At 58.9% G+C, this 26,240-nt stretch carries 21 protein-coding genes; 9 read left to right on the top strand and 12 right to left on the bottom strand.

The genetic code is table 11. The features are described from left to right. Positions 1-18: 18 nt before the first annotated feature. The gene (locus tag P8A25_RS11675; protein WP_102721185.1) at positions 19-675 is read right to left on the bottom strand and encodes an ATP-dependent Clp protease proteolytic subunit; all 657 of its coding nucleotides are present in this window, start codon (positions 673-675) and stop codon (positions 19-21) included. A gap of 122 nt (positions 676-797) precedes the next feature. Continuing rightward, a complete protein-coding gene (gene tig / locus P8A25_RS11670) occupies positions 798-2,108 on the bottom strand; it encodes a trigger factor (protein WP_102721186.1) in 1,311 nt (436 codons plus the stop codon). 367 nt (positions 2,109-2,475) lie between these two features. Here tig and bamA point away from each other — a divergent pair, with 367 nt between their 5' ends. The 5 genes from bamA to P8A25_RS11645 all read left to right on the top strand — a co-directional run bounded on the left by bamA (position 2,476) and on the right by P8A25_RS11645 (position 7,870). Continuing rightward, complete coding sequence (bamA, locus tag P8A25_RS11665) at positions 2,476-4,794, top strand: outer membrane protein assembly factor BamA (RefSeq protein ID WP_180971103.1); 2,319 nt, start codon at positions 2,476-2,478, stop codon at positions 4,792-4,794. A 33-nt stretch (positions 4,795-4,827) separates the two neighbouring features. Next, entirely contained in the window at positions 4,828-5,580 is a 753-nt protein-coding gene (locus tag P8A25_RS11660; protein WP_215442365.1) for a hypothetical protein, read from the top strand. Between the two features lie 37 nt (positions 5,581-5,617). Next, the gene (metF, locus tag P8A25_RS11655) at positions 5,618-6,553 is read left to right on the top strand and encodes a methylenetetrahydrofolate reductase [NAD(P)H] (protein WP_022396940.1); all 936 of its coding nucleotides are present in this window, start codon (positions 5,618-5,620) and stop codon (positions 6,551-6,553) included. 52 nt (positions 6,554-6,605) lie between these two features. Then, the gene (locus tag P8A25_RS11650; protein WP_022396939.1) at positions 6,606-7,343 is read left to right on the top strand and encodes a tetratricopeptide repeat protein; all 738 of its coding nucleotides are present in this window, start codon (positions 6,606-6,608) and stop codon (positions 7,341-7,343) included. Between the two features lie 254 nt (positions 7,344-7,597). Further along, positions 7,598-7,870: a hypothetical protein gene (locus tag P8A25_RS11645; RefSeq protein WP_022396938.1), complete on the top strand. Its 273-nt coding sequence runs from the start codon at positions 7,598-7,600 to the stop codon at positions 7,868-7,870. Positions 7,871-7,960: 90 nt separating this feature from the next. On the opposite strand, the gene P8A25_RS11640 is transcribed toward P8A25_RS11645, so the two are convergent. From P8A25_RS11640 to P8A25_RS11605, 8 genes are all read right to left on the bottom strand, one after another. Continuing rightward, on the bottom strand, positions 7,961-8,587 hold the full coding sequence (locus P8A25_RS11640; RefSeq protein WP_022396937.1) for a TetR/AcrR family transcriptional regulator: 627 nt from the start codon (positions 8,585-8,587) through the stop codon (positions 7,961-7,963). A gap of 132 nt (positions 8,588-8,719) precedes the next feature. Continuing rightward, positions 8,720-11,878, bottom strand: a complete 3,159-nt coding sequence (locus P8A25_RS11635) for an efflux RND transporter permease subunit (RefSeq protein WP_404838705.1) — start codon at positions 11,876-11,878, stop codon at positions 8,720-8,722. Between the two features lie 48 nt (positions 11,879-11,926). Continuing rightward, a complete protein-coding gene (locus P8A25_RS11630; protein ID WP_215442363.1) occupies positions 11,927-13,345 on the bottom strand; it encodes a hypothetical protein in 1,419 nt (472 codons plus the stop codon). Positions 13,346-13,368: 23 nt separating this feature from the next. Beyond that, positions 13,369-14,658, bottom strand: coding sequence for a TolC family protein (locus tag P8A25_RS11625; protein ID WP_022396929.1), 1,290 nt, complete (start codon positions 14,656-14,658; stop codon positions 13,369-13,371). Between the two features lie 144 nt (positions 14,659-14,802). Next, positions 14,803-15,231 carry a hypothetical protein gene (locus P8A25_RS11620; protein ID WP_022396928.1) on the bottom strand — a complete coding sequence of 143 codons (429 nt, stop codon included), beginning with the start codon at positions 15,229-15,231 and terminating at the stop codon, positions 14,803-14,805. A gap of 83 nt (positions 15,232-15,314) precedes the next feature. Continuing rightward, a complete protein-coding gene (locus P8A25_RS11615; RefSeq protein ID WP_215442362.1) occupies positions 15,315-16,340 on the bottom strand; it encodes an ankyrin repeat domain-containing protein in 1,026 nt (341 codons plus the stop codon). A 12-nt stretch (positions 16,341-16,352) separates the two neighbouring features. Further along, complete coding sequence (locus P8A25_RS11610) at positions 16,353-17,834, bottom strand: MFS transporter (protein WP_215442361.1); 1,482 nt, start codon at positions 17,832-17,834, stop codon at positions 16,353-16,355. A 122-nt stretch (positions 17,835-17,956) separates the two neighbouring features. Then, positions 17,957-18,586 carry a hypothetical protein gene (locus tag P8A25_RS11605; RefSeq protein WP_102721198.1) on the bottom strand — a complete coding sequence of 210 codons (630 nt, stop codon included), beginning with the start codon at positions 18,584-18,586 and terminating at the stop codon, positions 17,957-17,959. 123 nt (positions 18,587-18,709) lie between these two features. Here P8A25_RS11605 and P8A25_RS11600 point away from each other — a divergent pair, with 123 nt between their 5' ends. Both P8A25_RS11600 and P8A25_RS11595 read left to right on the top strand, forming a co-directional pair. Then, entirely contained in the window at positions 18,710-21,028 is a 2,319-nt protein-coding gene (locus tag P8A25_RS11600) for a sulfatase-like hydrolase/transferase (protein ID WP_404838704.1), read from the top strand. Then, a complete protein-coding gene (locus tag P8A25_RS11595; protein ID WP_215442359.1) occupies positions 20,949-21,524 on the top strand; it encodes a hypothetical protein in 576 nt (191 codons plus the stop codon). The genes P8A25_RS11600 and P8A25_RS11595 overlap by 80 nt, the downstream gene beginning before the upstream one ends. Positions 21,525-21,539: 15 nt before the next feature. On the opposite strand, the gene P8A25_RS11590 is transcribed toward P8A25_RS11595, so the two are convergent. Together P8A25_RS11590 and P8A25_RS11585 are read right to left on the bottom strand one after the other, a co-directional pair. Continuing rightward, positions 21,540-22,184, bottom strand: coding sequence for a tetratricopeptide repeat protein (locus P8A25_RS11590; protein ID WP_404838703.1), 645 nt, complete (start codon positions 22,182-22,184; stop codon positions 21,540-21,542). A gap of 170 nt (positions 22,185-22,354) precedes the next feature. Continuing rightward, positions 22,355-23,272, bottom strand: coding sequence for a metalloregulator ArsR/SmtB family transcription factor (locus tag P8A25_RS11585; RefSeq protein WP_102728642.1), 918 nt, complete (start codon positions 23,270-23,272; stop codon positions 22,355-22,357). A gap of 37 nt (positions 23,273-23,309) precedes the next feature. Between P8A25_RS11585 and metK the strand changes: the two genes are divergently transcribed. Continuing rightward, complete coding sequence (gene metK / locus P8A25_RS11580; protein WP_022395905.1) at positions 23,310-24,494, top strand: methionine adenosyltransferase; 1,185 nt, start codon at positions 23,310-23,312, stop codon at positions 24,492-24,494. 22 nt (positions 24,495-24,516) lie between these two features. Beyond that, on the top strand, positions 24,517-25,932 hold the full coding sequence (gene ahcY / locus P8A25_RS11575) for an adenosylhomocysteinase (protein WP_215442357.1): 1,416 nt from the start codon (positions 24,517-24,519) through the stop codon (positions 25,930-25,932). Positions 25,933-26,240: the final 308 nt, after the last annotated feature.

Below are 26,240 nucleotides of genomic sequence, written 5' to 3'. Positions count from 1 at the left end.
AAATGGGGGAGGCAGGGGTCAGGCCTTGGCCTTTTTCTTGTCGTCCCGTCCGTCGGAATGATGCGTCAGCACCTTGTCCACCAGGCCGTAGGCCGCGGCTTCCTCAGCGGTCATGTAGTTGTCGCGGTCGGCGTCCTTTTCAATCTGCTTTTCCGTTTTGCCGGTGTGCTTGGCCAGAATGCCGTTGAGGCGCTTCTTGAGGTTGAACATGAAGCCGATGGTGCGTTCCACGTCGGAGGCGGTGCCCTGGGCGCCGCCGGAAACCTGGTGGATCATCACATGGGAGTTCGGCAGGCAGAAGCGCTTGCCGGGCGTGCCCGCCGCCAGAAGGACGGACCCCATGGAGGCGGCGATGCCCAGGCAGTACGTGTTCACGTCACAGGAGACGAACTGCATCGTGTCGTAAATCGCCAGGCCCGCGGTGACGGAGCCGCCGGGGGAGTTGATGTACACGTGGATGTCTTTTTTCGGGTCGGCCATCTGGAGGAACAGAAGCTGGGCAATCACGGAGTTCGCCACATCGTCGTCAATGGCGGAACCGATGAAGATGACGCGGTCCTTCAGGAGGCGGGAGTAAATGTCAAAGGCTCGTTCGCCGCGGCCGTCCTGCTCCACCACCATGGGGACGTAGTAGGCGTTCATGGGGCCTGATTTGGAAGATTGGTCTTGAAACATGTTTGTTGAAGATGGGATGTTGTTTTATTTAATGTATGCTACCCGTCTGCAGGATGCAAAACGGGGGAGTCGGGCATGTGCGCGCCAACTCCCCCTGGTAAGGTGTCTTGTGCAGAGGAGGGTTATTGCTCGTCTACCGTTACTTTGGCCTCTTTTGTCAGGAAGTCCAGAACCTTGGCTGTCAGCAGGCTCATTCTGATGCCATGCACGCGGCCTTCGCGCTGAAGTTCGCGGATGTAGGACTTGAGGTTCTTTTTCTGCTGGCGGGCCTGGCGGGCCACTTCATTGTAGAGTTCCATTTCCGTGACGGCGATTTTTTCCACCTGGGCCACTTCCTGGAGCATGAAGAAGACCTTGAGGTTGCGCTTGGCTTCCTTTCTGGCTTCTTCGCGGGCTTCCTCCACAAACTTGTCCATGTCCGCCGGGGCGTTCCCGCTGTACATGGCCTGCTGCATCTTCTGCTGGAGGATACCGTACACTTCGCGTTCCACGACGGCTTCCGGCAGGTTGAAGTCAAGCATGTCCGCCAGCTTTTCCGTGATCTGGTCGGCCTTGGCTTCGTCAATCTGCATGGTCTTGCGCTGGGCCAGGTTTTCCTTCAGGGCGGTTTTCAGTTCTTCCAGGTTCTTGCCGGGAAGCACCTTTTCCGCAAAGGCGTCATCCATGGCCGGGAGCTGCTTTTCACGCACTTCCTTCACGGTGGTGTGGAACACGAGTTCCTTGCCGCGCAGTTCCGCCATCGGGAAGGTATCCGGAATGGTGACGGTGATATCCTTGCTGTCGCCGGCCTTCAAGCCTTCCAAGGCGGAGGCGAAGCCGGGCAGGAACTGGTCTTCCTCCACTTTCATCCACTGGCCGTCGCGGCCTTCCAGGAAGCCTACGGGCTTGCCCGCGGCTTCCGCTACGGGCTTGCCGTCCAGGGTGGTCTTGAAATCAATGATCGCCACGTCATCCTTCTTCGCGGCGCGGTCCACGGGGGTAAATTCCGCAATCTGTTCGGCCAGGGAGTTCAGGGCTTCCTCCACGTCCGCTTCCGTCACTTCGGAGGAGGGGACCTTGACTTCGATGCCCTTGTATTCCGGCAGTTCGAATTCGGGAACCACGGTCATCGCGCTGGTGGCGGTGTAATTTCCCTGGTCGTCGAGGGATTGTTCCGGCTTGCCGAAGTTGAGCACTTTCAATTTGGGATTTTCTTCCAGAGCGGCGGAGCAGGCCGTTTCAAAAAGAGTGTCCAGCAGTTCTTCTTCAATTTCCTTCTTGAAACGTTTTTCAATGATGGACTTGGGCGTTTTGCCGGGGCGGAAGCCGGGCAGCTTGGCTTTGCCGGCGTAGGAATCCACAATAGAGGCGCGGCGCGCGGCCGTGGTTTCTGCGGGGATGGAAGCTTTCAGCGTGGCTGTGCAGTCCGGTTGAATATCAACGTTGATTTCCATAAATAATACGGTCAGTGTTAATTGAAAGTGGTTCTGTCTCGGCTCCGGTATGGCGGCAGCGGTCAAAACACGAGCGGCAATAAATGTAATGAGCGGGTATCTGGAGTGCAAGCTATTGCACGGGAATGACACAATTGCCTTTCTCAGGCGCACATGCGCGCGCAACGTAAGAAATGCAGGGCAACTGCGTTCTACGCGGAATCACGTCTTGACTATGCGGACGGAAAAGTCCTTTATATCCCAAGCATTAAGTTCAGCTCTCATGATTCGTCCCGTTTTTTTGTGTGTTTCCTTTCCCCTGATAGCATGTTCGGCTGCTTTGGCCCAGGATAAGACTTCCCTTAACAGAGGCGGCTACGGTTCCGTAATGACCCCGGAACAGGTGGTGCGGGAACTCGGTCCGGAAACGGGGCTTCTGCCCGGTGACCAGGCGTATGAGGGGCGTCCCGTGAAAAGCGTCTCCGTGCGTTATAGAAGCACCGGCAAGACCGTGTCCGAAGACCGCCTGAAAAACCTGCTGGCTACCCAGCCGGGCACCAATTATTCCCCGGAAGTGGTGAACAAGGACTTGGAACGGCTGCTGGAAAGCGGCCTGGTAGGCGGCAATACGACGGTGGCTGTGGAACCTTCCGGCGACGGCGTGACCGTGGTGTTTGAAATGGCGGCCCAGAACCTGCTGGGCGGCGTGGGCTTCCGCGGCAACACCGCGTTCGACAACCGGGACCTTTCCGAGGAATGCGGCTTGAAGGGAGGGGAAGCCCTCAGCGACAAGGCCCTCAGCAGCGCCATCTCCAAGCTGCGCACCTATTATCAGGAAGCCCGGTATCCGGATGTGCGCGTTTCCTATTTTTACCAGAAGACGGAGCGCCCCGGCTTTGTGGACGTGGTTTTTGACATCAATGAAGGCAAGAAGGCCAATATCATCAACATCGATTTTGTAGGCAACGACCACATCAGCGCCAAGGACCTCCGCCAGGTGATGAAGACCAAGGAGAAGGGCTGGCTGACCTGGATTACCAAGTCCGGCCGCATTGACCGCGAGCAATTGGAGGACGATCTGGCGGAACTGGTGACTTATTACCGCAACAAGGGTTACCTGCGCGTCAAGCTGGACAAGGTGGAATACTTTGACGCCGGCAAGGGCAACGAGCAGAAGCTGACGATGAGGATCACGCTTACCGAAGGGCGGCGCTACAAGGTCAACCAGGTCGCCTTCGGCCCCACCAAGGTGTTTACGGCCCAGGAGCTGATTCCCGGCTTGAGCATGTACAACGGGGATACCTATTCCGCCCAGAAGGTGGCCGACGACGTGACGATGATTCGCCGTTATTACGGCTCCCGCGGGTATGCGGACGCCGCCGTGCGCCCGGACATCCAGGAAGTGGGCATTGATCCCAGGACCGGCTACGGGCAGATCAACATCGTTTACCATGTGACGGAAGGCAGCCCCTACCGCGTAGGCAACATCCGCCTGACCGGGAACAACCGCACCAAGGATTACGTCATCCGCCAGGAACTTCCCCTCCAGTCCAACGACCCCATGAATTCCGTGGACCTGGATACCGCCCAGAAGCGTCTCCAGAACCTGAACTATTTTGACATGGTGGACGTGGCCCAGGTGGGTTCCACGCGGCCCGGCTACCGTGACATCAACATTGAAGTGGCGGAAAAACGCACCGGTTCCCTGAACATTGGCGTGGCGTTCTCCTCCATTGAAAGCGTGTACCTCTTCGCGGGCATCACCCAGTCCAACTTCGACATGTATGACTGGTCCTCCTTCGTGGGCGGCGGCCAGCGCTTCGCCATCAATACCCGCGTGGGTTTTGAAACGCAGGATGCCAGCATCTCCTGGGTGGACCCGTGGTTCCTGCACCGCAAGCTGGCCTTCGGCACGGAAATCTTCTACAGCAATTCCACGTACTTCTCCGACTATTACGACCAGCAGAACTACGGCTTTGCCGTTTCCCTGCGCAAGCCGATCGGGGAACTGGATTACGTGAAGCTGGAATACCGCCTGGAACAGTACCAGATTGACGCCAAGGGTAACGCCCCCATCTTCTTCTGGCTGCAGGACGGCGATTACCTGCGCAGCCACGTGGAACTTTCCTACACCATTGATACCCGTGACGCGCAAATCTTCCCCCGCAAGGGCGGCAAGTTTGAAGTGCTGGCCGGTTATTCCGGCCTGGGCGGCGATGTGAAGACTTACAACTTCGGCATCAACGGCTCTTATTACTGGAACTTGCGCGGAGACACCATTTTCAGCATCAATGCCGGTGCGGCCACCGTGGATTCCTACGGCGACCATGACGTACCCATTTTTGAACGCCTCTACCTCGGCGGCCCGTACAACATGCGCGGCTTCCGCTTCCGGGACGTGGCTCCGTACAATCCGGCTTTGAGCGGTGATGAAACGATGGGCGGCCGTTCCTCCTTCTTCTGCCAGTTTGAATATTCCATTCCGGTGATTGAAGAAGTGCGCGTCGCCGTGTTCTACGACATCGGCTTCGTCAACGGGGACGCCTTTGACTTCAGCGCATCCAAGATCGTTTCCGACTACGGGATCGGCCTGCGCCTGAACCTGCCCATCGGTCCTCTGGCGGTGGACTATGCCATTCCGATTCAGAAGAACAACGCCATCGACCGCGGAGGACAATTCCAGTTCTATCTCAACTATTCCTACTAATTTTATTCAATAATCCCTCTACCATTTGACGACATGAGCAATTTCCGCATCCTTATTCTGGTGTTCCTGGTGGTGGTGCTGGCCGTTCTGGGAATGATCTATGTGAACATTTCCTCAAGGATGGATGTGATTCAACAGCAGCAGATAGCCCCCGTGCCCGCTCCGGTAGCCGTCAATCCCTCTCCTTACCTTCCCATGCCCACGCAGACGCCCGGCACCGCCGTTCAGCCGGTAGTCGTGGCGGATCCGGTGGTGAGCGAGGAGCTGGCCCATGCCACGGCCGAGCTGGAACGGATGAAGAAGGAGAATGAAGATTTGAAGAAGCGCCACGCCATGGCGGAGGAGGAACGCGCCCTGCTGGAACGCCGGAGCATTGAAAAGGGAGACCCCCGCCTGCAATGGCTCAATGAGATCAAGGACGCCGAACAGGTGGGACGCGTGACGGAATACTACCGTGACGCCAATCTTGTCCTGTTCCAGTCCATCGGCCAGCCTGACCTGAAAGTGGGGCAGGAACTGGGCATCCGCAGGCGCGGAAGCATCTTTGTCTCCCTGATTATCGACGGAGTTGACCCGGACGGGAAGGTGTTCCAGTCCTACGTGAAGCGCAACACGCTTTTTGACAACAATGACAAGGAGCCCATCAAGCCGGGGGATGAAGTGATTGTCCCGCCCGCAAGCTGGCAGGAAAACATGATGGGAGAAGGCGAGCCCGGCGCGGCCCCGTCTGCCGCTCCCGCTCCTGCGGCGGCTCCCCAGCCGGTGATGATTCCCATGGAGCCGTAATGCGGGTCCGGATAGAGCCAAGCCAAATAAAGAAAAAGTGCATCTGAGAGAAAGATTGCAGTCGGGCGCAGGCCCCAGTCTGTCCTTTGAATTTTTCCCGCCCAAGAACGAGCAGGCTGCGGCGGCCCTGTACCAGACCATCCGTGAACTGGAACCGTACCATCCCAGTTTTGTCAGCGTGACGTACGGCGCGGGCGGCTCCACCCGTGAGCTTACCCGGGAGGTGGTGCTGCGCATCCAGCATGAATCCCGCATTCCCACGGTGCCCCACCTTACTTGCGTAGGCCATAGCCGGGAGGAAGTATGGAGCATTCTGGACCAGTACGCCCAGGCAGGGGTGCGGGCCGTTCTGGCCCTGCGGGGAGATCCCCCGCGCGGCACGGAAAATTACAACCGTGATGCGGATGCCTTCCGCCATGCGGCGGAACTGGTGGCTTTTATTCGTGAATATAACGAATCCGGACGCCATCCGGACCCGGACGGGTTCGCCATAGGCGTGGCCGGCTTCCCTGAAGGCCATCCGTCCACGCCCAACCGCCTGCGCGAGATGGATTTTCTGAAAGCGAAGGTGGATGCCGGCGCGGATTATATCTGCACCCAGTTGTTTTTTGACAACCATTCTTTTCTGGATTACCGGGAACGCTGCCTGCTGGCCGGCATCAAGGTGCCCATTCTGGCCGGAATCATGCCCGTAACCAGCCTGTCCGGCATGAACCGCATGGCGGAACTTTCCGGGGGCACGTGTTTTCCGGCCCGGCTGCTCAAGGCGCTGAAACGCGCCGGCTCCAATCCGGACGCCGTTCAGGAGGTAGGCATCCAGTACGCCTCCAGCCAATGTGCGGAGCTGCTGGATTCCGGCGTGGACGGCATTCATTTTTATACGCTCAACCAGAGCCGCGCCACGCGGCAGATCTACAGGAACCTGGGCCTGAAGGATTCCCTCCAGCTTCTGGAACATGGCGAAGATAAGTAAAAAGCTGATTGATTTGACCGGGACAACACGATAGAAACCTCTTCAACATATTATGGATATCAAGGATATTAAACGGGCCATGGACAACATGCCGATGGGCGACGGAAGCGCGTTTGCGGAAATCTCCGTCGGTCCGGCCAAGCATGAACAGTTTTTGGATGAACACTACGGAAAGGTTGCGCTGGTCGTGTTGCTGTGCGTTCTCGGAGCCGCCGGATGGATCATTTACAACGGCATGCAGGATTCCATGGAAAGAAAGGCAGGCGCCGCGCTGGTGGCCGCCATGCCGGAATCCCCCGCCACCGGGGAAATCTCCCTGAATGAACAGGGGCTTCAGCAGGTGGTGGCGGATTTTGACGATTCCCGCGCCGCCGTCACCGCCACCTATCTTCAGGCGGTCGCTCTGTGGAACGCCGGCAAGGAGGATGAAGGCGTAGCCAGGATGAAAGCTTTTATTGATTCCGCTCCCACGGAGGAATGGAAGGCGCAGGCTTCCGTTACCCTGGCATGCCGCCTGATGAACCGTGGGAAGGCGGATGAGGCGGATGGCCTGTTCCGTTCCGTGGTGGACGCGGGGGATCCCACTTTTTCCGGTTTTGCCACTATGTGCCTGGGGGACATTGCCCGGGCGAAGAAGGACAATGCCGCCGCGGGAGCCTTTTACCGTGAATTGGCGGAAAAGTTCCCGTCCAGCGCGTTTGTCCTCCAGCGCGGAGGCTACCTGCTGCGCAAGAGCCTGTTTGATATTCAGAGCCCCGTCCGCATCGAACCCGCTGCGGAGCAGAAATAATCCGGGCGGACTTTTCCGGAGCTTTCCGGAAGATGAACGCTTTCTACATCCGCATGTCTGTTCTTTTGCAGCGCATGCGGATTTTCGTGTCCAGGCGCGCCGGAACAGGGCGTTCCAAAGGATCCGCTGGGCATAACAGGCGTCATGATTCCGGGAATTCCTCTCCGGGCTGTGACATGCTTAAACAAATCATGCGGGCACGCCGCGCTTACTGGATGCAAGCCGGGTTGCCGGCATTACCAATATTTCACACCATGAACAAGCATATCAAATCCCTCTGGCTCCTTCCCCTGGCCGGGCTGTCTCTTTCCCTGATGCCGTCCTGCACGACGGACAGTTACGGAAACAGCACCGTGACGCCTGGCGGGGCCGCCGCCATCGGCGTGGGCGCGCTGGCCGCCGGGGCTGCCATCGGCGCGGCGGTCCAGCATGACCGCGACAAGGACAGGTATCGCAATGACTGGCATCACCACAATCCTCCGCCTCCGCCGCCCCGTCCGCCCCACCGCCCCCATTGGAGGCGGTAAGGGAAAGCCCATGGCCCGCAAATCCTGCGGCGCTCCAGCTTTGCAGGAAGAGCGCGGCGCAACGTGGTATTTCCGGAGTCCGGTGGGTTCTCAGGACTGGCGGATGCCGCGGAGCGCCCAGGTCATGCGCTGCCTGGCGCTTTCCGGGTCATTGAGGATGGAGCCCAGCAGATCCAGCACGGGCCGCACGGCATTCGGGTCGTGCACCTGGAGTTGTCCGGAAAGGATAAAAGGAGCCCCGCCACAGCAGACGAGGTAGATGAGGATGTTCATGGGGTCTCCCTGGAGCACGGAACCTTCCTCCTGGGCTTCCCGTATGGTTTCCAGCAGGACGAGGGGGTGGCGCGTATGGATTCCTGAAATGAAGCGGATGGCCGCCCGTTCTCCCGCCAGGGCGTCCAGCACCAGCTGGGCAATGAACTGGCCGTGGCGCAGCAGGAACTCCATGACGTCTTCCAGGATGGCTTCCAGTTTTTCAAAGGCCGGAAGATGAATGTTGGCGTGGGTTCTGACGCCGGTGAACAACGGTTCGTACCAGCGTTCCAGCAGTTCGTTCAGAAAAGCTTCCCGGTTGCCGAAGTGATAGACAAAGCTCCCCGTATTGGTGCCGGCGCGCAGGGACAGGCCGCGGATGGTGAGAGCGCGGAGCCCGGATTCCCCGACGATCATGGCTCCCGTATTGAGCAGGTGCTCTCTGGTGGATTTCCGTTTGGGCATGACGGTGAAGCTTAAGCACCCATGTGTGCTCCTTATCGGCCCGGAAGGCAAGGACTTGTTACGTCTGTCATTGTAAAAGGCGGAACCGGGGCCTCGTCCTTCCCCGGTTCCGCCGCTGGAATCCCGAATGGATCAGGAGGTTGCTTCCAATTCTTTCCGGCGGGAGGAAATCCAGCGGGAGAAGAGTTTGGCTGTGGCCGGAATGATGAGCAGGTTCAGGATGGTGGCTGAAACCAGTCCGCCGAACTGGACGATGGCCAGCGGCCCGAGCAGTTCGCCCCCGGGCTTGTCAATGGCCCAGATCAGGGGGAGCAAGCCGAGCACCGTTGTAAGGGAGGTCATGATGATGGGAACCACGCGTTCCAGCGAACCTTCCCGGATGGCTTCCGCCGGGTTCATGCCCTTGTGTTCCAGCGCCCGGTACCTGTTGAGCAGGATCAGGACGCTGCGGATGGCGAAGCCGATGACGGTAACGAACCCCACGATGGAAGCCACGGAGAGGATGGGCGGAATGTACGCGGCGCCGAACAGGGAGGACAGCGTGCCGGGGGAGGCCAGGAAGACGGCCACAATGCCGCCCACCAGGCACAGCGGAATGTTCACCAGCGTCAGCATGGCGCGCCGGACGCTCCCCAGCGCGGAGGAGAGAAGCAGAACGATGAGCACCATCACGATGGCGCCCAGCACGTAAAGCCGCTGGGAAGCGGATTCCCGCGCCTTGATGGTGCCGTCATAATCCACCGTGCAGCCCATGGCGTTCATCACCGGGTCCAATTGCTCCCGGCAGGCTTTCGCCAGGTCCCCCAGGTTGGAATTGGGGGAGGGGTTGCAGGAGATCATGGCCTTCCGCATGGTGTTGTCCCTCAGGATGAGGTTGGAAACCTCCTCCCGGTACACCTGCGCCACGTCGGCCAGGCGCACGGTCTTTTTATTGGGGGAAATGAGTTCCAGGTTCTTGATGTCTTCAATGGACGTCTTCAGCCTGGGATCAATGCGCAGGACAATGTTCCAGTGGTCCTGGTTCTTGATCACTTCCCCCAGCTTCTGGCCGTTCATGGCCGTGGAAACCTGTTCCGCGGCGTTCGCCATGGTCAGGCCGTGGGAGGCCAGGGCTTCCTGGTTGTACTGCACGCGGATGGTATCCACCATGATCTCCCGGTTGGCGCGCGCGTCCGCCACCTCCGGCATCTTTGCCAGAATCTCCTTGGCCTTCTGGGCCGCCAGGCGGAGCTGGGGCAGCTCCGTGCCGTAAATATTGATGGCGATTTCCGAGTTGGAGCCGGAGAGGGCGGAACTGATGCGGTGCGCCAGCGGATAGCCGATCATGGAGCTGGTGCCGGGAATATCGTCAATGCACTTCTTGATGGCGGCGCGCAGTTCCTTCTGGTCCTTCTCCAGGTCTACGCGCACGAGCAGTTCGGAGGCGCTGACGGGTTCCGCGTGTTCGTCGTTTTCCGCGCGTCCCGTGCGCTGGGTGACGCTGAGAACGCCGGGAATGCGTTCAATGTCCTTCATCACCGTTCGGGAGATGCGCTCCGTTTCATCCAGGGAAGTGCCCGGCACCGTGCTGACGAAGACCGTGTAGCAGTCCTCGTTGAACGGCGGCAGGAAGCTGGTTCCGAAGGTGGACCCCAGCCACAGGGCCAGCAGCGTGATGGCCGCCATGATGGCGCAGACCGTCTTGGAGAAGCGCAGGCAGAATTCAAGAATGGGCGCATAAATGCGCTTGATGAGGCGGGAGCTGAAGGAGTCCCCGCTTTCCAGCGTGGCGGCGTTTTTGCTCTTCTTGAACCACATGTAGCAGAGCACCGGGGTAATGGTGACGGCTACGATGAGGGAGGAGAGCAGGGCCAGCATGTAGGAGATGCCCAGGGGGCGGAAGAACTGGCCTTCCAGCCCGGACAGGAAGAGGACCGGCGTGAACACCAGCAGGATGATGATGGAGGAGAAGGAGATGGAACCCACGATTTCCCCCTTGGCCTCCATCAGCACCTCATACTTGCTCTTGCGCCTGTCCTCCGGCAGGGCGGCGTTCCGGTTCAGGTGCCGCCACGCTATTTCCACGAAAATGATGGCGTTGTCCACCACGTCCCCCACGGCTACGGCCAGGCCGCCCAGGGTCATGATGTTGATGGCCAGCCCGAAAATGGGGAACATCATCATCCCGAACAGGACGGACAGGGGCATGGAAATCAGCGTGATGATGGCCGTGCGCAGGTTCAGCAGCGTCAGGAAGATGACGATCATGACCACCGCTCCCGCAATGAGCAGGGTCTCCGTGCCGTTGTCCAGGGACATTTCAATGAAATCCGCCTGGCGGTAGGCGGTGGTGTGCAGTTTCATGCCCTTGGGAAGCTGACTCTGGCTGAACTCCTTGACGGCTGCGTCCACAGCCTGCGTCAGGGCCAGCGTATTGGCTCCCGGCACCTTCTGCACGGAAAGCACCACGGCGTCTTCCCCCATGAACCCGGCGTCACCCCGTCGCGGCGCGCCGTCTATCTTGACCTCCGCTACGTCCTGAAGCCGGAGAATGCCGGAGGCGTGGTCCGGAACCAGGGCGCGGTTCAGCTGTTCAATATTGGCGGTGCGGGTATCCTGCTGAATGGGGAGCTCCTGCCCGGCCACGTCCTCCAGGTACCCGGCGGGCACGGAAGACTGGGATTCCTCAATGGCCGTTTTCAGGCTGGAAAGGTCCACCCCTGCCAGCTTGAGCTTGTTGGGATCGTAAACCACCTGGTATTCCGGCAGGCGGCCGCCCAGCACCGTGACCTGTCCCACGCCGGGGATGGCCAGCAGGCGCGTGCGCAGCTTGTATTCCGCCAATTGCCGCATGTCCAGCGTGGAGGTGTCCTTGTCCCCCGTCAGGGCGATCAGCATGATTTCCCCCGTTACGGAGACGATGGGCGCCAGCTCCGGGGACGTGCCTTCCGGCAAGGACTCCCGGACCGCGCCCAGGCGTTCCGTTACGATTTGGCGGGCCTGGTAAATGTCCTTGTCCCAGTCAAAGTCCACCCATACGAAGGAGAGGCCGCTCCCGGAGGAGGAGCGCACGCCCTTGACCCCGGCGGTGCCGTTCATGGCGGACTCAATGGGAATAGTGATATACTGCTCCACTTCCTCAGCGGTGAGGCCGGGGGCTTCCGTCTGGATGGTGACGCGCGGAACCTTCAGTTCCGGAAACACGTCCACGGGAATATTTTTCACCACGAAAATGCTGATGACCGCCAGCGCGAGCGTCAGCAAAATCACGGTGATTCTGTTATTCAGGCAGAATGAAATTAGAAAGTTCATCGAATTCCTGTTTCTATTAACCGTTCTCTAATCACGTTGAGCTGAAAATCAGTGTTCTCCTTCGTGGAACTGGCCGTCCGCATGGAAATGCCCGGCCGCCTTCTTGCTCCCGGCGTCTCCCGTGGGCAGGATGTATTTCAATTCATAGCCGCCTTTGGTCACGATGGTTTGTCCCGGCGTCAACCCTTTGACGGGCGTTTTTCCCTGCCGTGCGGGCAGTGTTTCCACCTTCTTCATGACGAAGGTATCGTCCGCCGCCTTGATGAAGACCACGTCGTTCACCCCCACCTTGACGACGGCGCTGTTGGGAACGGGAATAAAGCCGTCCGTAGCGGCGTCATGGGAATACAGGTCCAGCCGGGCAAGCTGTCCGGCATGCGTCCCTTCCGGCATGCGGTCCGGAACGAAGTACAGGGCACGGGACTGCGTGGCGGGGTCCACCTGGTCCGCCACCCGCAGGGTGCCGTCCAGCACTTCCGTATTTTTTCCGCTGGTCAGGGCCAGCTGGGCCTTCGCATAATGGACGGGGTCAGCCCCGTAAATGGTGGTGGCGAATTCCAGTTCCCCCTTGTTGGTCATGACGAGGGCGGGCGCGCCCTGTTCCCCCCAGGAACCCTGGGTCATGTTCACGGACTGGACGGAGCCGTCCGCCGCGGCGTACACGTAAAGGAGGTTGTTTTTCAAAGCTCCGGAATCCGTCACCAGCTTCAGTTTATTATTGCTGGCATCCAGGGCGGCGCGGAGGCTGTGGATTTCTGCCTCCTTGAATTGAATGGAAGTATTCAGCTCACTGTTACGGGTGCCGATTTTTTCCAGTTGGGCCCGGCGTTCCTTGAGGGTATTGAGTTCCGCCGCGGCGCGGTCAAGGGCAGCCTGCGCCTGGGAGGCGTTTCCTTCCATCTCCACGATGTCCGGTGAGGCCAGCGTGTACAGCAGTTCCCCCTTGCGTACCTGCTGGGCGGACTTGACGTTGAAGGTGACGCGCCCGGCGGCGGGAAGGGCGTACGTCGTTACCGCATGGGGAGGAATAACCATCTGGCCGTGAAGGGTCTTTTCCGCGCCGTGAGTGGCTTCCGTCACCTTTTCAAAGCGCATGTCCAGGGAATGGCGCGCCTTTTCATCCACATGCACGGGAATCATGTCCCCCGACTGGCCGGAACCTTTCTCCGCGGCCTCTTCATGTTCGTGGTCGCCCGTGCAGGCTTCCCCCTCTGCATGCTGGTGGCCCTCAGGCTCGTGGTCGCCTGTGCAGACGGAGCCGTCCGCGTGCTTGTGTTCCTCATGGGCGTGGCCCTCGGCGCAGGTTTCCCCTTCCTTGTGCTGGTGGCCTTCATGGCCGTGGTCCGCCGTGCAGGCGGTGCCGTCCTCGTGTTTGTGTTCCGTAGGTGCCGGCTGCTCTCCGCGTGCGGGATTGAGGCTGAAAACGGGAGTCAGGCCCAGGATAATGGAAAAATAGAGACGTTTCATGTTCGTTAAAATGATGAAGATTTTTATTTGGATTGAAGGTTGGCGTGGGTGAGGTAGCGCAGCTGGGCCTGAATGGCCAGCAGCTTGTCCAGATTGTCCAGGAAAGCCAGACGGCTTTCATAAAGCTGGTGGCGGTTTTCCGCCAGCTCCAGCAGGGAGGCTTCCCCGATGCCGTGCAGTTTTTCCATGGTCCGGACGGAGGAGGCGAAGGACTCCATGCGCTGAAGCTCCGTCCGGCAGTGGCGGAGCACCATCTGCTGGCTGGCGTCAAGCTGTCGGGCGTTGAACAACTCCGTTTTCCAAAGCTGGATGGTTTCCTGCCTGGACAGGTTCCGTGTGCCGCGCGCTTCCGCAATGGCCTTGCGGTTGCGGTTCCAGAGGGGAAGATTGAACCCTATTTCTCCGCCCACTTCCTTTTCCCCGTCGTCACGGGTGAAGGAGGGCCCGAGCTCCAGTTCCGGGTACTGCCGGCGGATCTCCGTCTTGAACAGGGTTTCCGTGGTGGCGTAGGTTGCCAGTTGGGCCTTGATTTTCGGGGCTGAGGCCAGGGCGGCGGGGCCGGGGGCCGGAACGGCGGCAGGCAGTTGGAAGCCCTGTCCCGTCAGGAAGCCGAGCTTCCGTGCCGCGGAGGGATGCAGCCCCATCAGCCTGACCAGCTCCATCTTCTGCTCCAGTTCCGTTTCCGTCACGGTCTGGAGTTCCCGGATGGCGTCGTTCATGCGCTGGGAAGCCACCTGGCGGGAGGAAAATTCCACTTCCCCTGCGCCAATGAGTTTTTCAATCACGCCGTTTTCCTGCCGCACCGCATCCAGGCGTTCCCGGATGACGGCCTTGCGGCGCTGGGTAACGGCCAGCTTGCTCCAGGCCTGGTCCAGGGAACTGAGAAAATCCAGTTCCGCCTGGCGGAGGGTCCAGAAGTCCGCCTCCTTGTACTGTTCCGCCACCTTTTTTTCCAGGGCGGGAAGACCCGTCACGGGAATGGTGAAGCCCAGGCTGCCGGACATGTTGAGCGTATTTTCCTGGAGGACTTGTTCAATATCCCAGGAAAAGGACGGATCGTTCCACCAGCCCGATTGTTTGGCTGCTTCATTGCTGGAAGCCAGTTTCAGGCGTGCCTTGTTCAGATCCGGATTCATGACCAGGCCGATCTGGCGTGCCTGGTTCCGGGTAACGGAGATGTGTGTGTCCACGCGGGATGCCTCTTTCCAGGAGGCTTCCTCCGCGTTCAGGTCGATGGGCGCGCTGTGATAGACGCTGCATGAGCTGAGGAAGGCGGTCAGGCCTAGCCCAGCGAAAAATGGTATGGATTTCATGATGAAAAAGAGAATAGAAATAGTTCGGTCCAATCAGGTTTGGACAATGCGGCAAATAATTCCGCGGAAACAAATAAGGCCGGACGCAATCAGCAAGCAGCGTTCAGCCGGAAACGTCCTTGGGACGTTTCCGAAAAAGGGCCGTTAAATCAGCAGGGGAAGTTGAAAGCCTTCATGTATCGGGCCGTCGTCCCTGAAGGGGTCAGGGGGGGCGGGTATTGCGGAATCCGATGTTTGGCTTGTTAAAAGAAGAGACTGTGCCAGATGATGGAAATCCGGGAAGGTCTGCCAGATAATGCAGGGCTGGGGAAGCGGCGCATGAAGAACGGGCAGCGTCAGGTCGTCAATCTCCAGACGCTGGTGTTCGCAGAGGTGCCCGGCCAGCGGGCTGGAAGTGCTGCTGCCGGGACCGTGGTCCCCACGGCATCCGCAGGGTGCGGCATCGTGATGGCAGGAGCAGGAAAAGAGGAAGACCTCCTGATGGCAGGGGCATACGGAAACCATGCCCGTTCCGCCTACAATGACCAGCAGAAGGGTGAGCAGCATGATGCCGTTGCGCAATGCTCTAACCATGGTATGCCGCGAATCCTAGAAAGGAGCCGTGAAAGCGTCAAGAGCAAAGTGGCGGATGTCGGAACCTTGAAGAAACCGGGCTGTTATTTCCCAGCCGCTTTACGGAGCAGGTCCACGGTGTGTTCAAAGGCTACGCCGCGCACGTCAATGATCTGGGATTTTTCCGCTACGGCCCCGGTGATTTCCTCCTTGAATTTTCCGGCCTGTTCCTCCGTGAACAGGTTTTTGGAGATCAGGGAGCGCGTAATGAGCTGGAGAACGTACTCCGTTTCCACAAAGGACTGGCGGCCTACCGCCTTTTTCATGGCTTCCATGAATTCGGGGGCGTGTTCAGGCGAGAGGGCTGCAACGGCTTTTTCATAAGCCTGTGCAAAGGTGTTCACCGGGGCCTTGGAAACTTCCGTCTTGGTCAGGTCAAAGCTGGATTGGTAGGCCAGGGCCCCTTCCTCCGCCAGTTGAAGGGCGTTCTTGCCGAATTTGTTGACGGCATTCATGTCCGCCCCTTTTTCCAGCAGCAGGGCCGCCACCTGGAAGTTGCCGCGCATGGCCGCCAGCATCAGCGGCGTAAAGCCGTTGCCTTCCCGGTTGTTGATGTCCGCCTTCTTTTCAATCAGCATGTCGGACAAGCGGTCTAGCCCGCTCCAGGAAGCCCAGTGCAGGGCGGTCCATCCGTCCTTGTCCTTCTGGTCGATTTCCACGCGGGGGTCTTCCAGCAGGCGTCCCAGGTAGGGCGCACGCTTGGCTTCCAGCTTCAGCGTGGTTTCAATGTTGTTGTAGTTGGCGTAGCACACCCACATGACGGGCGTTCTGCCGTGGGGGTCCGTCATGTTGACGAAGGCTTTTCCTTCCTTCGCCGCCAGTTGTTCCCCTTCTTCCAAGGTTTGGTCGAACTCCTTCATTCCCTTGATCCTGGCTTCCTGTTCCTCCTGTTCAGAGGAGGCATTGACTTCCTTGGCCTCCGCTTTTTTCATCACGGTGATAAGGTCCAGGGCCGGATTGGGGTCTCCGGAGAAGGATTTGGAAACCACCAGGCTGATCCCGCCCAGAATGGAACTGAAAGCCACCAGGATGAGGGAGTCCACAATGATGTTGCGCGTGTGCTGGTTCATCGTCTTGAGAGGTTAGGAGTTGGCTTCCGTGAGTTCTTCCGCCGTAACGGCGGGGTCCATTTCCGTTTCAATGGCCGCAATGGGCGGGGAGTCCGCATCTTCCTCCGGATGGTCGGAGGTGATGGTCTTGCGGGTCATGATGATGGCGATGGGGCTGATGACGGCCATGGCCAGGTAAATGGTCCACATGAATTCGGGTGAATCCCAGAAGCCGATGTGCCCGGTATCCATCTTGGCGCAGATGCCGTCGTAGCAGAGGTAGGCGACCAGCAGGCCGCCGATGATGCCGTTGATGGGCTTGGCAATGAACATGGGCAATGCCGCCAGGGACATGTAGGAGGCCACCTTGTCCTTGGGGGCCACACGGGCCACATATTCCGAGAAACGGGGGGAGAACAGCAGTTCCCCGAACGCGAACACCAGAATCTGCGTCACAATGGCTACCAGATACGCCTGGGAGCGCGTTTCAATGCCGGGCACCACATAGTACCATTCAATGGGAATGGCCATGAAGACAAGGGAGAAAGCGGAAATGGACATGCCCACGATCATGAGGCCAACGGTAGAGAAGCGGCCCAGCACCGGAATGAGCAGGATGAGGCCGGAGACGATGATGGCCGGGTTGATGGCATTGATGGAGCCGATGGCAAAGTCATCATACAGGGTGCGCACGTAGTATTTGGGCATGACCAGGAATTGCAGCGTGAAGACGATGCGCACGCCCATGGTCAGCACCAGGAAGAGGATGAGCTTGCGGAAGGCGGATTCCTTCCACACTTCCCGGAAAAGCTGCAGGGGCCGGCGGAGGGGCGCTTTCAGGTTGGCCTCCTTTTCACTGGGTTCCGCGTAGTTGTTTTCGTCAATGAAGCGGGTGGTGATGCAGCCCAGCAGCACCATCAGCGTGCCGAAGTTGATGATCCAGTAGCCGCCGTCCACAGCGCCGAAGTGCTTGCGGAAGAATTCAATCAGGAATACGTTCGCGATCACGGCGGCGATGTTCATCAGCAGATAATAAATATTGAACCCCGTGGCGCGCGCATTCAGCGGGGCGAAGCGCCGGATGGAGGTCTGGATGACGGGGGACATGAACGCCGTGCCGAAGGACATGATCAGAATCCCTGTCATGACCACCAGCCTCCCGGAGTCCACGGTTGGGCTCAGATCCGGCCCGAATCCCATGATGAGACGCCCGGCGATGAGGATGATGAAGCCGATCAGGTACGTGCGCCGTATGCCGATGATGTCGCAGATGGAACCCACCGCAAAGACGAAGGCGGAGATGAACAGGGTATACAGCCCCACCCACAGGGCCGCGTCCGCATCGTTGAAACTGCAGTAATCCGTCAGGTAGAGGACAAAAACCGTAATCAGGGAGAAGTAGGCCATGCCGTCGAAGAACTGTACGACGTTGGTGAGCCAGAAATCTTTGGATACGGTTTTTAGGATTTTGAACTCGGAAAAGTACTTGATGATAGGGTTGGCGGACTCGTTCATGCAGAAGAGAGTAAATTTTGACGACGGTGGAAGAGTGGGTTACCCGCACCCCCGTTTCAAGTTTTTTTCTCTCAAAAGCCGGATTAACCGGAAAAATGCGCGCCTCCGTCACGGCGCATCCCCTATCTGGGAAGAATGCGCCGGAAGCCCGCCACATTGCACCATGACAATGCTTTCAGGCATTGTTCCACGGCCATGGCGTCTGAGGGCAGCAGGGGCCACAATCCGGCTTCCTTCAGCCCGGATTTGGCTATTTCCGCCGCCTTCCATTCACGGAACTGGGTGGGAAGGGCGGAGAAGGTGAAGAAGGCCCAGCAGGCCAGCCCGATAGCCAGCGCAATCTGGAACTTCAACAGCCCGGTGGCCAGCATCCCCAGCAGGATGAGGGCTGTGAAGAAGGGAATCATCATGGCGCGGGCTGCGGCGGTTTTGCGGGCTTTGGCCGCAGCAGGGTCTTCCCGGACCAGGCTGCTCATGGCCCAGGTGTGGGCCACGCAGGCCAGGCGTCCCGCAGTCACCTTGCCCTCCCAGGCGGGGGGAAGGCTGATGAGCCCGTTTTCATCCACGCCGGGAAAACGGGCCTCCGCCAGTTTCCGCTGGCGTTTTTCCGCGCCGTCCAGGCGGTGAATCAGCCCCGCCGGACCCGGAAATCCCGGCAATTCCCGCGATTCGTAGGTACGCAGCGGAATGACCCCCTTGGTGAAGCGCAACGCGGCAATGACGCCGAGCACGACCACGGAAAGGAATATCACTACTGCGAATAGCATAGACGGCTTTTTCGCATACGTCCGGATGCCCGTCAATCTCCCCGGATGGCATGAAAGCGGTCTTTTCAGCTTGCTTAACACGGCAGGCGTTAAGTACAACAATCCGTCATGTTTGCGCCGTTCTCCCGTTTTCTTGCCTTGCTTCTGATGTTTTCGGGCTGCCTGGGATGGGCGGCCCCCGCTCCTGCGCCGGGACGGCCCAACATTCTCTTTATCCTGGTTGACGATCTGGGCTGGGGGGATCTTGGGGTGTTCCACCAGAACCGCCGCGCTCGTGAAGGGAAGCCCGCCATTCAGACTCCGGCCCTCGACCGGATGGCTACGGAGGGAATTCAGTTGTGCAGGCATTATGCGGGTTCTCCCGTCTGCGCCCCTTCGCGCGCCTCGCTGTTTTCTGGCGTCCATCAGGGGCATGCCCGCGTGGTGAGGGACAATACGTTTGACATGCCCCTGGAGGATGCGCTGACGTTGCCGGCCATGTTGAAGAAAGCCGGATACGCAACGGCGCTGATCGGCAAATGGGGGATTGGAGGCGGAACGGAATGCGGAGGCAATCCCGGAGAGTCCACGGCTTTTCCCGACAAAAGGGGCTTTGATTACTTCTTCGGCCATCTGGACCACATCGGAGCGCACCGGCACTATGCGGCGGATGATCCCGCGGACCGCCGTTCCCAGACGGGTACCAACGTGATCTGGGACATGCATGAAAACATCACCAAATCCTGTACGAATTCCTATTCCACGGATTTGTTTACGGCCCGTGCCAAGAAATGGATCGTGGACCACAGGAAAAAATCAAGAGGCCAGCCGTTTTTCCTGGCGCTGACTTTTACCGCTCCCCATTCCGCGCTGGAAGTACCCACGCAAGCCTATCCCGCCGGCGCCGGTCTGAACGGCGGATTGCAGTGGCTGGGTAAAAAGGGGGAATTGATCAATACGGCCAACGGCGTGCGCAATTCATACGTTTATCCCCGGTATGCCTCCCAGAAATGGCCGGAGGGAGCAAAAAAGCATGCTTCCATGATAGCCCGGATTGACGATGCCGTGGGGGATTTGCTCAAACTCCTCTCCGATTTGAAAATAGATAAAAACACGATCGTGGTTTTTACCTCCGATAACGGTCCCCATAATGAAGGCAGTTTCATAGGCCCTACGCAGGACCCCAACTTTTTCGAGTCTTATGGCCCGTTTGACGGAATCAAAAGGGATACCTGGGAGGCCGGCATCAGGGTTCCGGCTATTGTGCGCTGGCCGGCGGCCATTCCTTCAGGCCGCGTTAGCCATGCTCCCAGCCAGTTCCATGACTGGATGGCCACGTTTGCAGAGGCCGGAGGGATGCCGGTTCCGGCAAAAACGGATGGAGTTTCCATCCTGCCTACCCTTACGGGGAAAGGAAAGCAAAAGCCGGGCATACTTTATGTGGAATATAACGTGAAGGGCAAAACGCCCAATTATAAAAACTTCCTTCCGGAGCACCGGAACGTTTCCAGGCTCCAGCAGCAGATTATTTATGCAGGCAGGTACAAGGGAGTCAGGCAGAATATCCGTTCCCACGAGGATCCCTTCCAGATTTATGATATTGAAAAAGACCCCAGGGAATCCCGCAATCTGGCGGAAACGCCGGAGGGCAGGAAATACGGGGACTATTTCAGGAACAGGGTATTGCAGGTCAGGAGGATTTATGACTATGACAATTCCGTCCGCGGCTGTCTGTCTGGCAGGCCTTATGATTCCGTCCCCGTGCCGCCTCTGGAGAAGGGCGGGGAAGTAGGCGGAAAACTGGCGTTCAGGCTTCTTTCCTCCAAGGCGTGTCCCTGGGTGCCCAAGCCTGAGGCGGTCAGGGGGTATGAAAACCTTGCGGTGACGGAGACTTCCGGTTGTCTTGTTCCGGGCGGCATTTCCAGACAACCTTTTTGCGGGGAATGGAAGGGGTTTCTGAGCGTGCCGGAAACGGGAGTTTATACCTTTTTCCTGGAAACGGATTCCAATGAAGGTTCCAAATCCTTTGTGCGCCTGCATGACATGCAATTGGTGGATGCCGATTTTCATTATAAGCCGGGAGACCGGGCGGATTCCTCTTCTGCCGTGGGAACGACGGAATGCAGTCCGGAGACCGGGGCGCCCCGGAAGAAATTCCGGCATCCTGTTTCTCCATGTCCGCAAAGTAACCGCCGGGAATTTTCCGCCTTCCCGGCCGGGAGGCGGGGAAAAACAGCCGTGATGGAGCCGGCTCTTTTATCTGCGGAGCCGTTGGATTGGGATTGCTTTCCCGGAGCTTTTCATGTAATTGCTGACCGCAATGGTCCATATCCGGGAATGCATGAGGAAGTGGCTGCCGTTTGTTCTGATGGCGGCGGCTCTCGGAGTGTCTCCGGCCCAGGATGTGGCGAGTCCGGATGCCGCAGAGCTGGACCTGGACCTGGTTAAATTGAAGAAGGGGCCCAAGGGCAGGCAGAGGGAAGCCATGCGGAAGGCCCTTCTGCTCGTACATTTGAAGCAGAAGGAAACGTGGCTGGCGGAGTCCACGGGGGAAGCCGCCCTTCACCTGAAAGCGGAGATTTCCTTCCGGCGGTATCTTGCCGCGGTAGATTTGGCCGGCTGCCCGGAGGAATTCAAACGCGCGTTCCGCCGTTATGCCGGACTGCTGAATTCCTTTGAAGAAAAAGATTTGAAAAGCGTGCGGGATTTTCCGTCCGTTCCCTTGCAGGAGGCCGGAAGGGAGCTTTTCCGGGTATTGCTGAACTACCGTCTGGAGCCGGAGCATCTTCTGGAGGAAATGAAAGCGCTGGTGGATGAAGAGGTGGAAGGTAAAGAGGAGCTGTCTCCGGAGCAGATGATGGACATTGTCCGGGAAGTGCGGGAGGCCCTCCAATCCGGCAAACGCCCCTTTCCTGCGGAAAGGGCTCCGGAGGACAGGGAATGAGGCATGGCCTGTTTTTCACCTGTAGTTTTGTTGAATCCATTCAACAGCTTTCGGGTTTTGCGGCAGGTAGGTTTTTAAAACTTCCCTGATACGCTCCCTGGATTGACGGTTCGCGGGGACCTCTCCGTCCATGGCGGCAGGCATGATCGGGAACGCTTTCTGCCGCTGTGCCTGTTGAAGATAGCGGGCATAGGCGTCCGGGTGCCGTTCCGCTTCCCCCCTGGACGGAATTTCCAGTTTTCCCATCAGGTAGAGCAGGTAAAGGGCCTCCGGGTTATTCAGCGCGGCGGCTTTTTGGTAAAACTCCATGGCTTTCCGTTCATCCCGCATGATGCCGTATTCTTCGTCTCCGCAGGCATACAGCCGTCCCAGTTCCAGGGAGGCGGGTGCGTAAGACTGCCTGTCCGCCTGTATCAGATAAGCGAGGACCTCGGAAGGGTTTTCGGAAATGCATTCCGTGAAAGCTTCATACTGGGCCTGCGGGCTTCCATGGTCCGCCGCTTTTTTGATCCAGTAATTGTATTCCTCGGCTTTGAGATCGTTTTTGGAGATGAAGTTATGATCCGCCATTTGGCGCATGGCGGGAATGCAGCCAGCCTGCGCCGCTTTTTTCAACAGTTTCTCCTTCTGGTCAAATTGCTCAAAGGGGGAAAGCTGCATGTATTGCCGGTACAGTTCCTCGGGGCGGCTATCCAGTAAATGCCCAGGGCGGCAGCGAGGATGGCGCCTGAAATGATTAATGCGGATTTAATGCTCACAATAGGTGAGCGGTTGCCCGGCAGAATTTTGTCTGAAAAAACGGTTGGAAAAAGGAGTGGGGCGCCTTCCGGTTACGGTTTCCAGGCGGCGGCCATCAGGGTCTGGAAATGGGGAGGTTCCGGTTCCCTGTCCACAATGTCCGTATGGATGTTCCGGAAGCCGGCTTCCTTGAGCATGCTTTCCAGAGCGGCGGGCGTGAAGCCCAGCCAGCGGTCCGCATAGAGTTCGCGGGCTTCCTCCTGCCCGTGCTGGAGCAGGTCCAGAACGACCAGGCAGCCTCCGGGTTTCAGGATGTTCCAGGCGGCTTCCAGGGCCTTGACCGGCTTTTGGGCATGGTGCAGGGCCTGGCTGAGCAGGGCCAGGTCCACGGTGCCGGGATCAATGGGCGGCGTTTCAATGTCGCCCAGGCGGTATTCCAGATTGTCCAGCCCGTGCTTGCGCGCCAGTTCCTGCCCCAGTTCCACCATGCTGGGGGAGTTGTCCACGGCGATCACCTGCTTGGCGCTGGGGGAAATGAGCTGGGAGACGAAGCCTTCCCCGGCGCCCAGGTCCGCCACCACGTCATAATTCAGGATGCGGAGCAGGGCTCCGGCCAGCGCCTTCCAGGAACGGCCCGGAGCGTAGTTCTTGCCCAGGCGGCAAACGACTTCATCAAAGTAGGCCTGCGTGCGGTTCTTGCGCTTGTCCAGAATGACCTGGAGGGCTTTTTTGTCCGTTTCCGCCTCCGGCAGTTCCTCGCAGGCTTTCAGGGCCACGTTGTGCAGGTCGTTGGCCAGGGAGAGGGTGTAAAAAACGTTTTTCCCGGAGCGGGTGTCCTCCACCACTCCTTCCTGCCGGAGCTGGGCAAGCTGCGTGGAGATGCGGCTCTGCCCCATGCCGAGAATTTCCTGGAGCTCCGCAACGCTCAGGGATTCTTCATTCAGAACGTTGATGATGCGCAGGCGGGTGGGGTCCGTCAGGAGTTTGAGCGTTTTTAGGATTGACTTCATGGTAGAATAATATATCAACGCATCGAGATTTATCGATATGAGTAAAAACAACCCTCACATCTTCACGTCGGAATCCGTTGGAGAAGGCCATCCGGACAAGGTGGCCGACTACATTTCCGACTCTATTTTAGACGCCTGCCTGGCTCAAGACAAAACTAGCCGCGTCGCGTGCGAAACTTTGGTGAAGAGCAACATGGTCATCATCGCCGGAGAGCTGACGACCAAGGCGGTAATCAATCCGGAAAAGATCGCCCGCCAGGCCATCCGGGAGATCGGGTACTGCAACCGGCAGGACGACGACGTGTTCCATGCGGATACCGTCTTTTTCACGAACCTGCTCACGGAACAGTCTCCGGACATCGCCCAGGGCGTGGACGCGCGGGAAGCGGAGGGCAAGGGCCACGCGGAGCAGGGCGCCGGGGACCAGGGCATCATGTTCGGCTTCGCGACGAACGAGACGCCGGAGCTGCTGCCGGCCCCCATCGTGTTCGCCCACAAGCTGCTCATTGAACTGGCCAAGCGCCGCAAGCGCGGGCATGTGGACTGGCTGCGACCGGATTGCAAGTCCCAGGTGGCCGTGGCCTATGATGAGGCCGGACGCCCCGTGCATATTGAGAACGTGGTTATCTCCACCCAGCACACGGAGGAAGTGGACCATGATACGATTTACAATTACTGCGTCAGACTCATTAAGACCGTGCTTCCTGCGGAACTGCTGGATGACAGGACGGAGTACTTCATCAATCCCACGGGGAAATTCGTGGTGGGCGGCCCCCACGGGGATTCCGGCCTGACGGGCCGCAAGATCATTGTGGATACGTACGGCGGCATGGGCCGCCACGGCGGCGGCGCCTTCTCCGGGAAGGACCCGTCCAAGGTGGACCGTTCCGCGGCGTACATGTGCCGCTGGGTCGCCAAACACATCGTAGCCGCCGGGCTGGCGGACAAGTGTGAATTGCAGGTGGCCTACGCCATCGGCTACCCCACCCCCGTTTCCATCCGGGTGGATACCTTCGGCACCGGAAAGGTGGAGGAAAAAGCCATTGAAAGCGCGCTGGAAGGCATTTTCTCCTTCAAGCCTGCGGACATGGTGGACCAGCTCGACCTGCTGCGACCCATTTACCGGAAGACGACGCACTACGGGCATTTCACCAATCCGGAGCTTCCCTGGGAACAACTGGACGAAACGCGCCTGGCCTCCCTGAAACAACTTCTTCATTAATCCAACGACAACGTTTACAGACATGTTTTCAGAAACGGAACAATACAAGGTGCGCGATATCAGCCTGGCGGATTTCGGACGCAAGGAACTGGACATTGCGGAACATGAAATGCCCGGCCTGATGGCCGTGCGTGAAAAGTACGCGGCCGCCAGGCCCCTGGAGGGCGTGCGCATCATGGGCTCCCTGCACATGACGGTGCAGACGGCCGTGCTGATTGAAACGCTGACGGCCCTGGGCGCCTCCGTCCGCTGGGCAAGCTGCAATATTTTCTCCACCCAGGACCACGCCGCCGCCGCCATTGCCAAATCCGGCACGCCCGTGTTCGCCTGGAAGGGGGAAACGCTCCGGGAATACTGGGACTGCACCTGGAAGGCCATGAACTTTCTGGAAGGCCTGGGACCGCAATTGATTGTGGACGATGGCGGAGACGCCACCCTGCTCATTCACCGCGGGTATGAGATGGAGGAAGGTTCCGGCTGGGTGAACACCCCGTCGGAGTCGGAAGAAGAGGAAGTCATCAAGGACCTCCTGAAAAAGATCGCCGCGGAAACGCCCGGCATTTTCCACCGCTGGCTGCCCGAGCTGAAGGGCGTTTCCGAGGAAACGACTACCGGCGTGCACCGCCTGTACCAGATGCAGGCCGCGGGACGCCTGCTGATTCCAGCCATCAACGTGAACGATTCCGTGACCAAGTCCAAGTTTGACAACCTGTACGGCTGCCGCGAGTCCCTGGTGGACGGCATCAAGCGCGCCACGGACGTGATGATCGCCGGGAAGGTGGCCGTGGTCTGCGGCTACGGGGACGTGGGCAAGGGCTGCGCCCAGTCCCTGCGCGGCATGGGCGCCCAGGTGGTCGTGACGGAAATAGACCCCATCTGCGCGCTCCAGGCCGCCATGGAAGGCTACCGCGTGCTGACGGTGGAGGACACGCTGGGCTGGGCGGACATTTACGTAACCACCACGGGGAACTGCGGCATCATCCGCATTGAGCACATGGAAAAGATGAAGGACCAGGCCATTGTGTGCAACATCGGCCACTTCGACAATGAAATCCAGGTGCACAAGCTCCAGACCTATCCCGGCATCAAGCACCTGAACATCAAGCCGCAGGTGGACCGTTACACGTTCCCGTCCGGCAACAGCCTGTACTTGCTGGCGGAAGGCCGCCTAGTCAACCTGGGCTGCGCCACGGGGCACCCCAGCTTCGTGATGTCCAACAGCTTCGCCAACCAGGTTCTGGCGCAGCTGGAACTGTGGAATACCCGTGAAAACCGCCCCGTGGGCGTGGAAGTGCTTCCCAAGGTGCTGGATGAGGAGGTGGCGCGCCTGCACCTCGGCAAGATCGGCTGCAAGCTTACCGTCCTGCGTCCGGAACAGGCGGACTACATCGGCGTTCCGGTGGAAGGCCCGTACAAGCCGGACTTTTACAGGTATTGATCCGGCGGGGGGCTCCGTTTTCCGGCTGTTTCATCGGGAAGCTTTCCCGGTGGAACGGCTTTTTCCATTTTCGCGGCGGAGCAGGGGAGGGAATTCAGGTGTGCCCACTGTTTTTTCCGTGAAAAGATAAGAGGGGAGAAAATGCTTTCCGGCATCGGCCATTGTTGAAGGAGCGGGAAAATGAAGTCCGTTTCCGGCGCAGAATGGGGTTTTGGTTCCGCGCCCTGGATGGAGGGAATGAAAGAAATATTCTTCCGGAGTGAGCTTCATGTTTTGCTTTCCTGTTATATCAGCCAGTATTCCAACTC

This window comes from Akkermansia sp. BCRC 18949 (genome assembly GCF_045011645.1).
GTDB classification, from domain to species: Bacteria; Verrucomicrobiota; Verrucomicrobiia; order Verrucomicrobiales; family Akkermansiaceae; genus Akkermansia; species Akkermansia massiliensis.
Note: the sequence above shows the minus strand (reverse complement) of the source record. Positions and strands in the feature narration are given on the sequence as shown.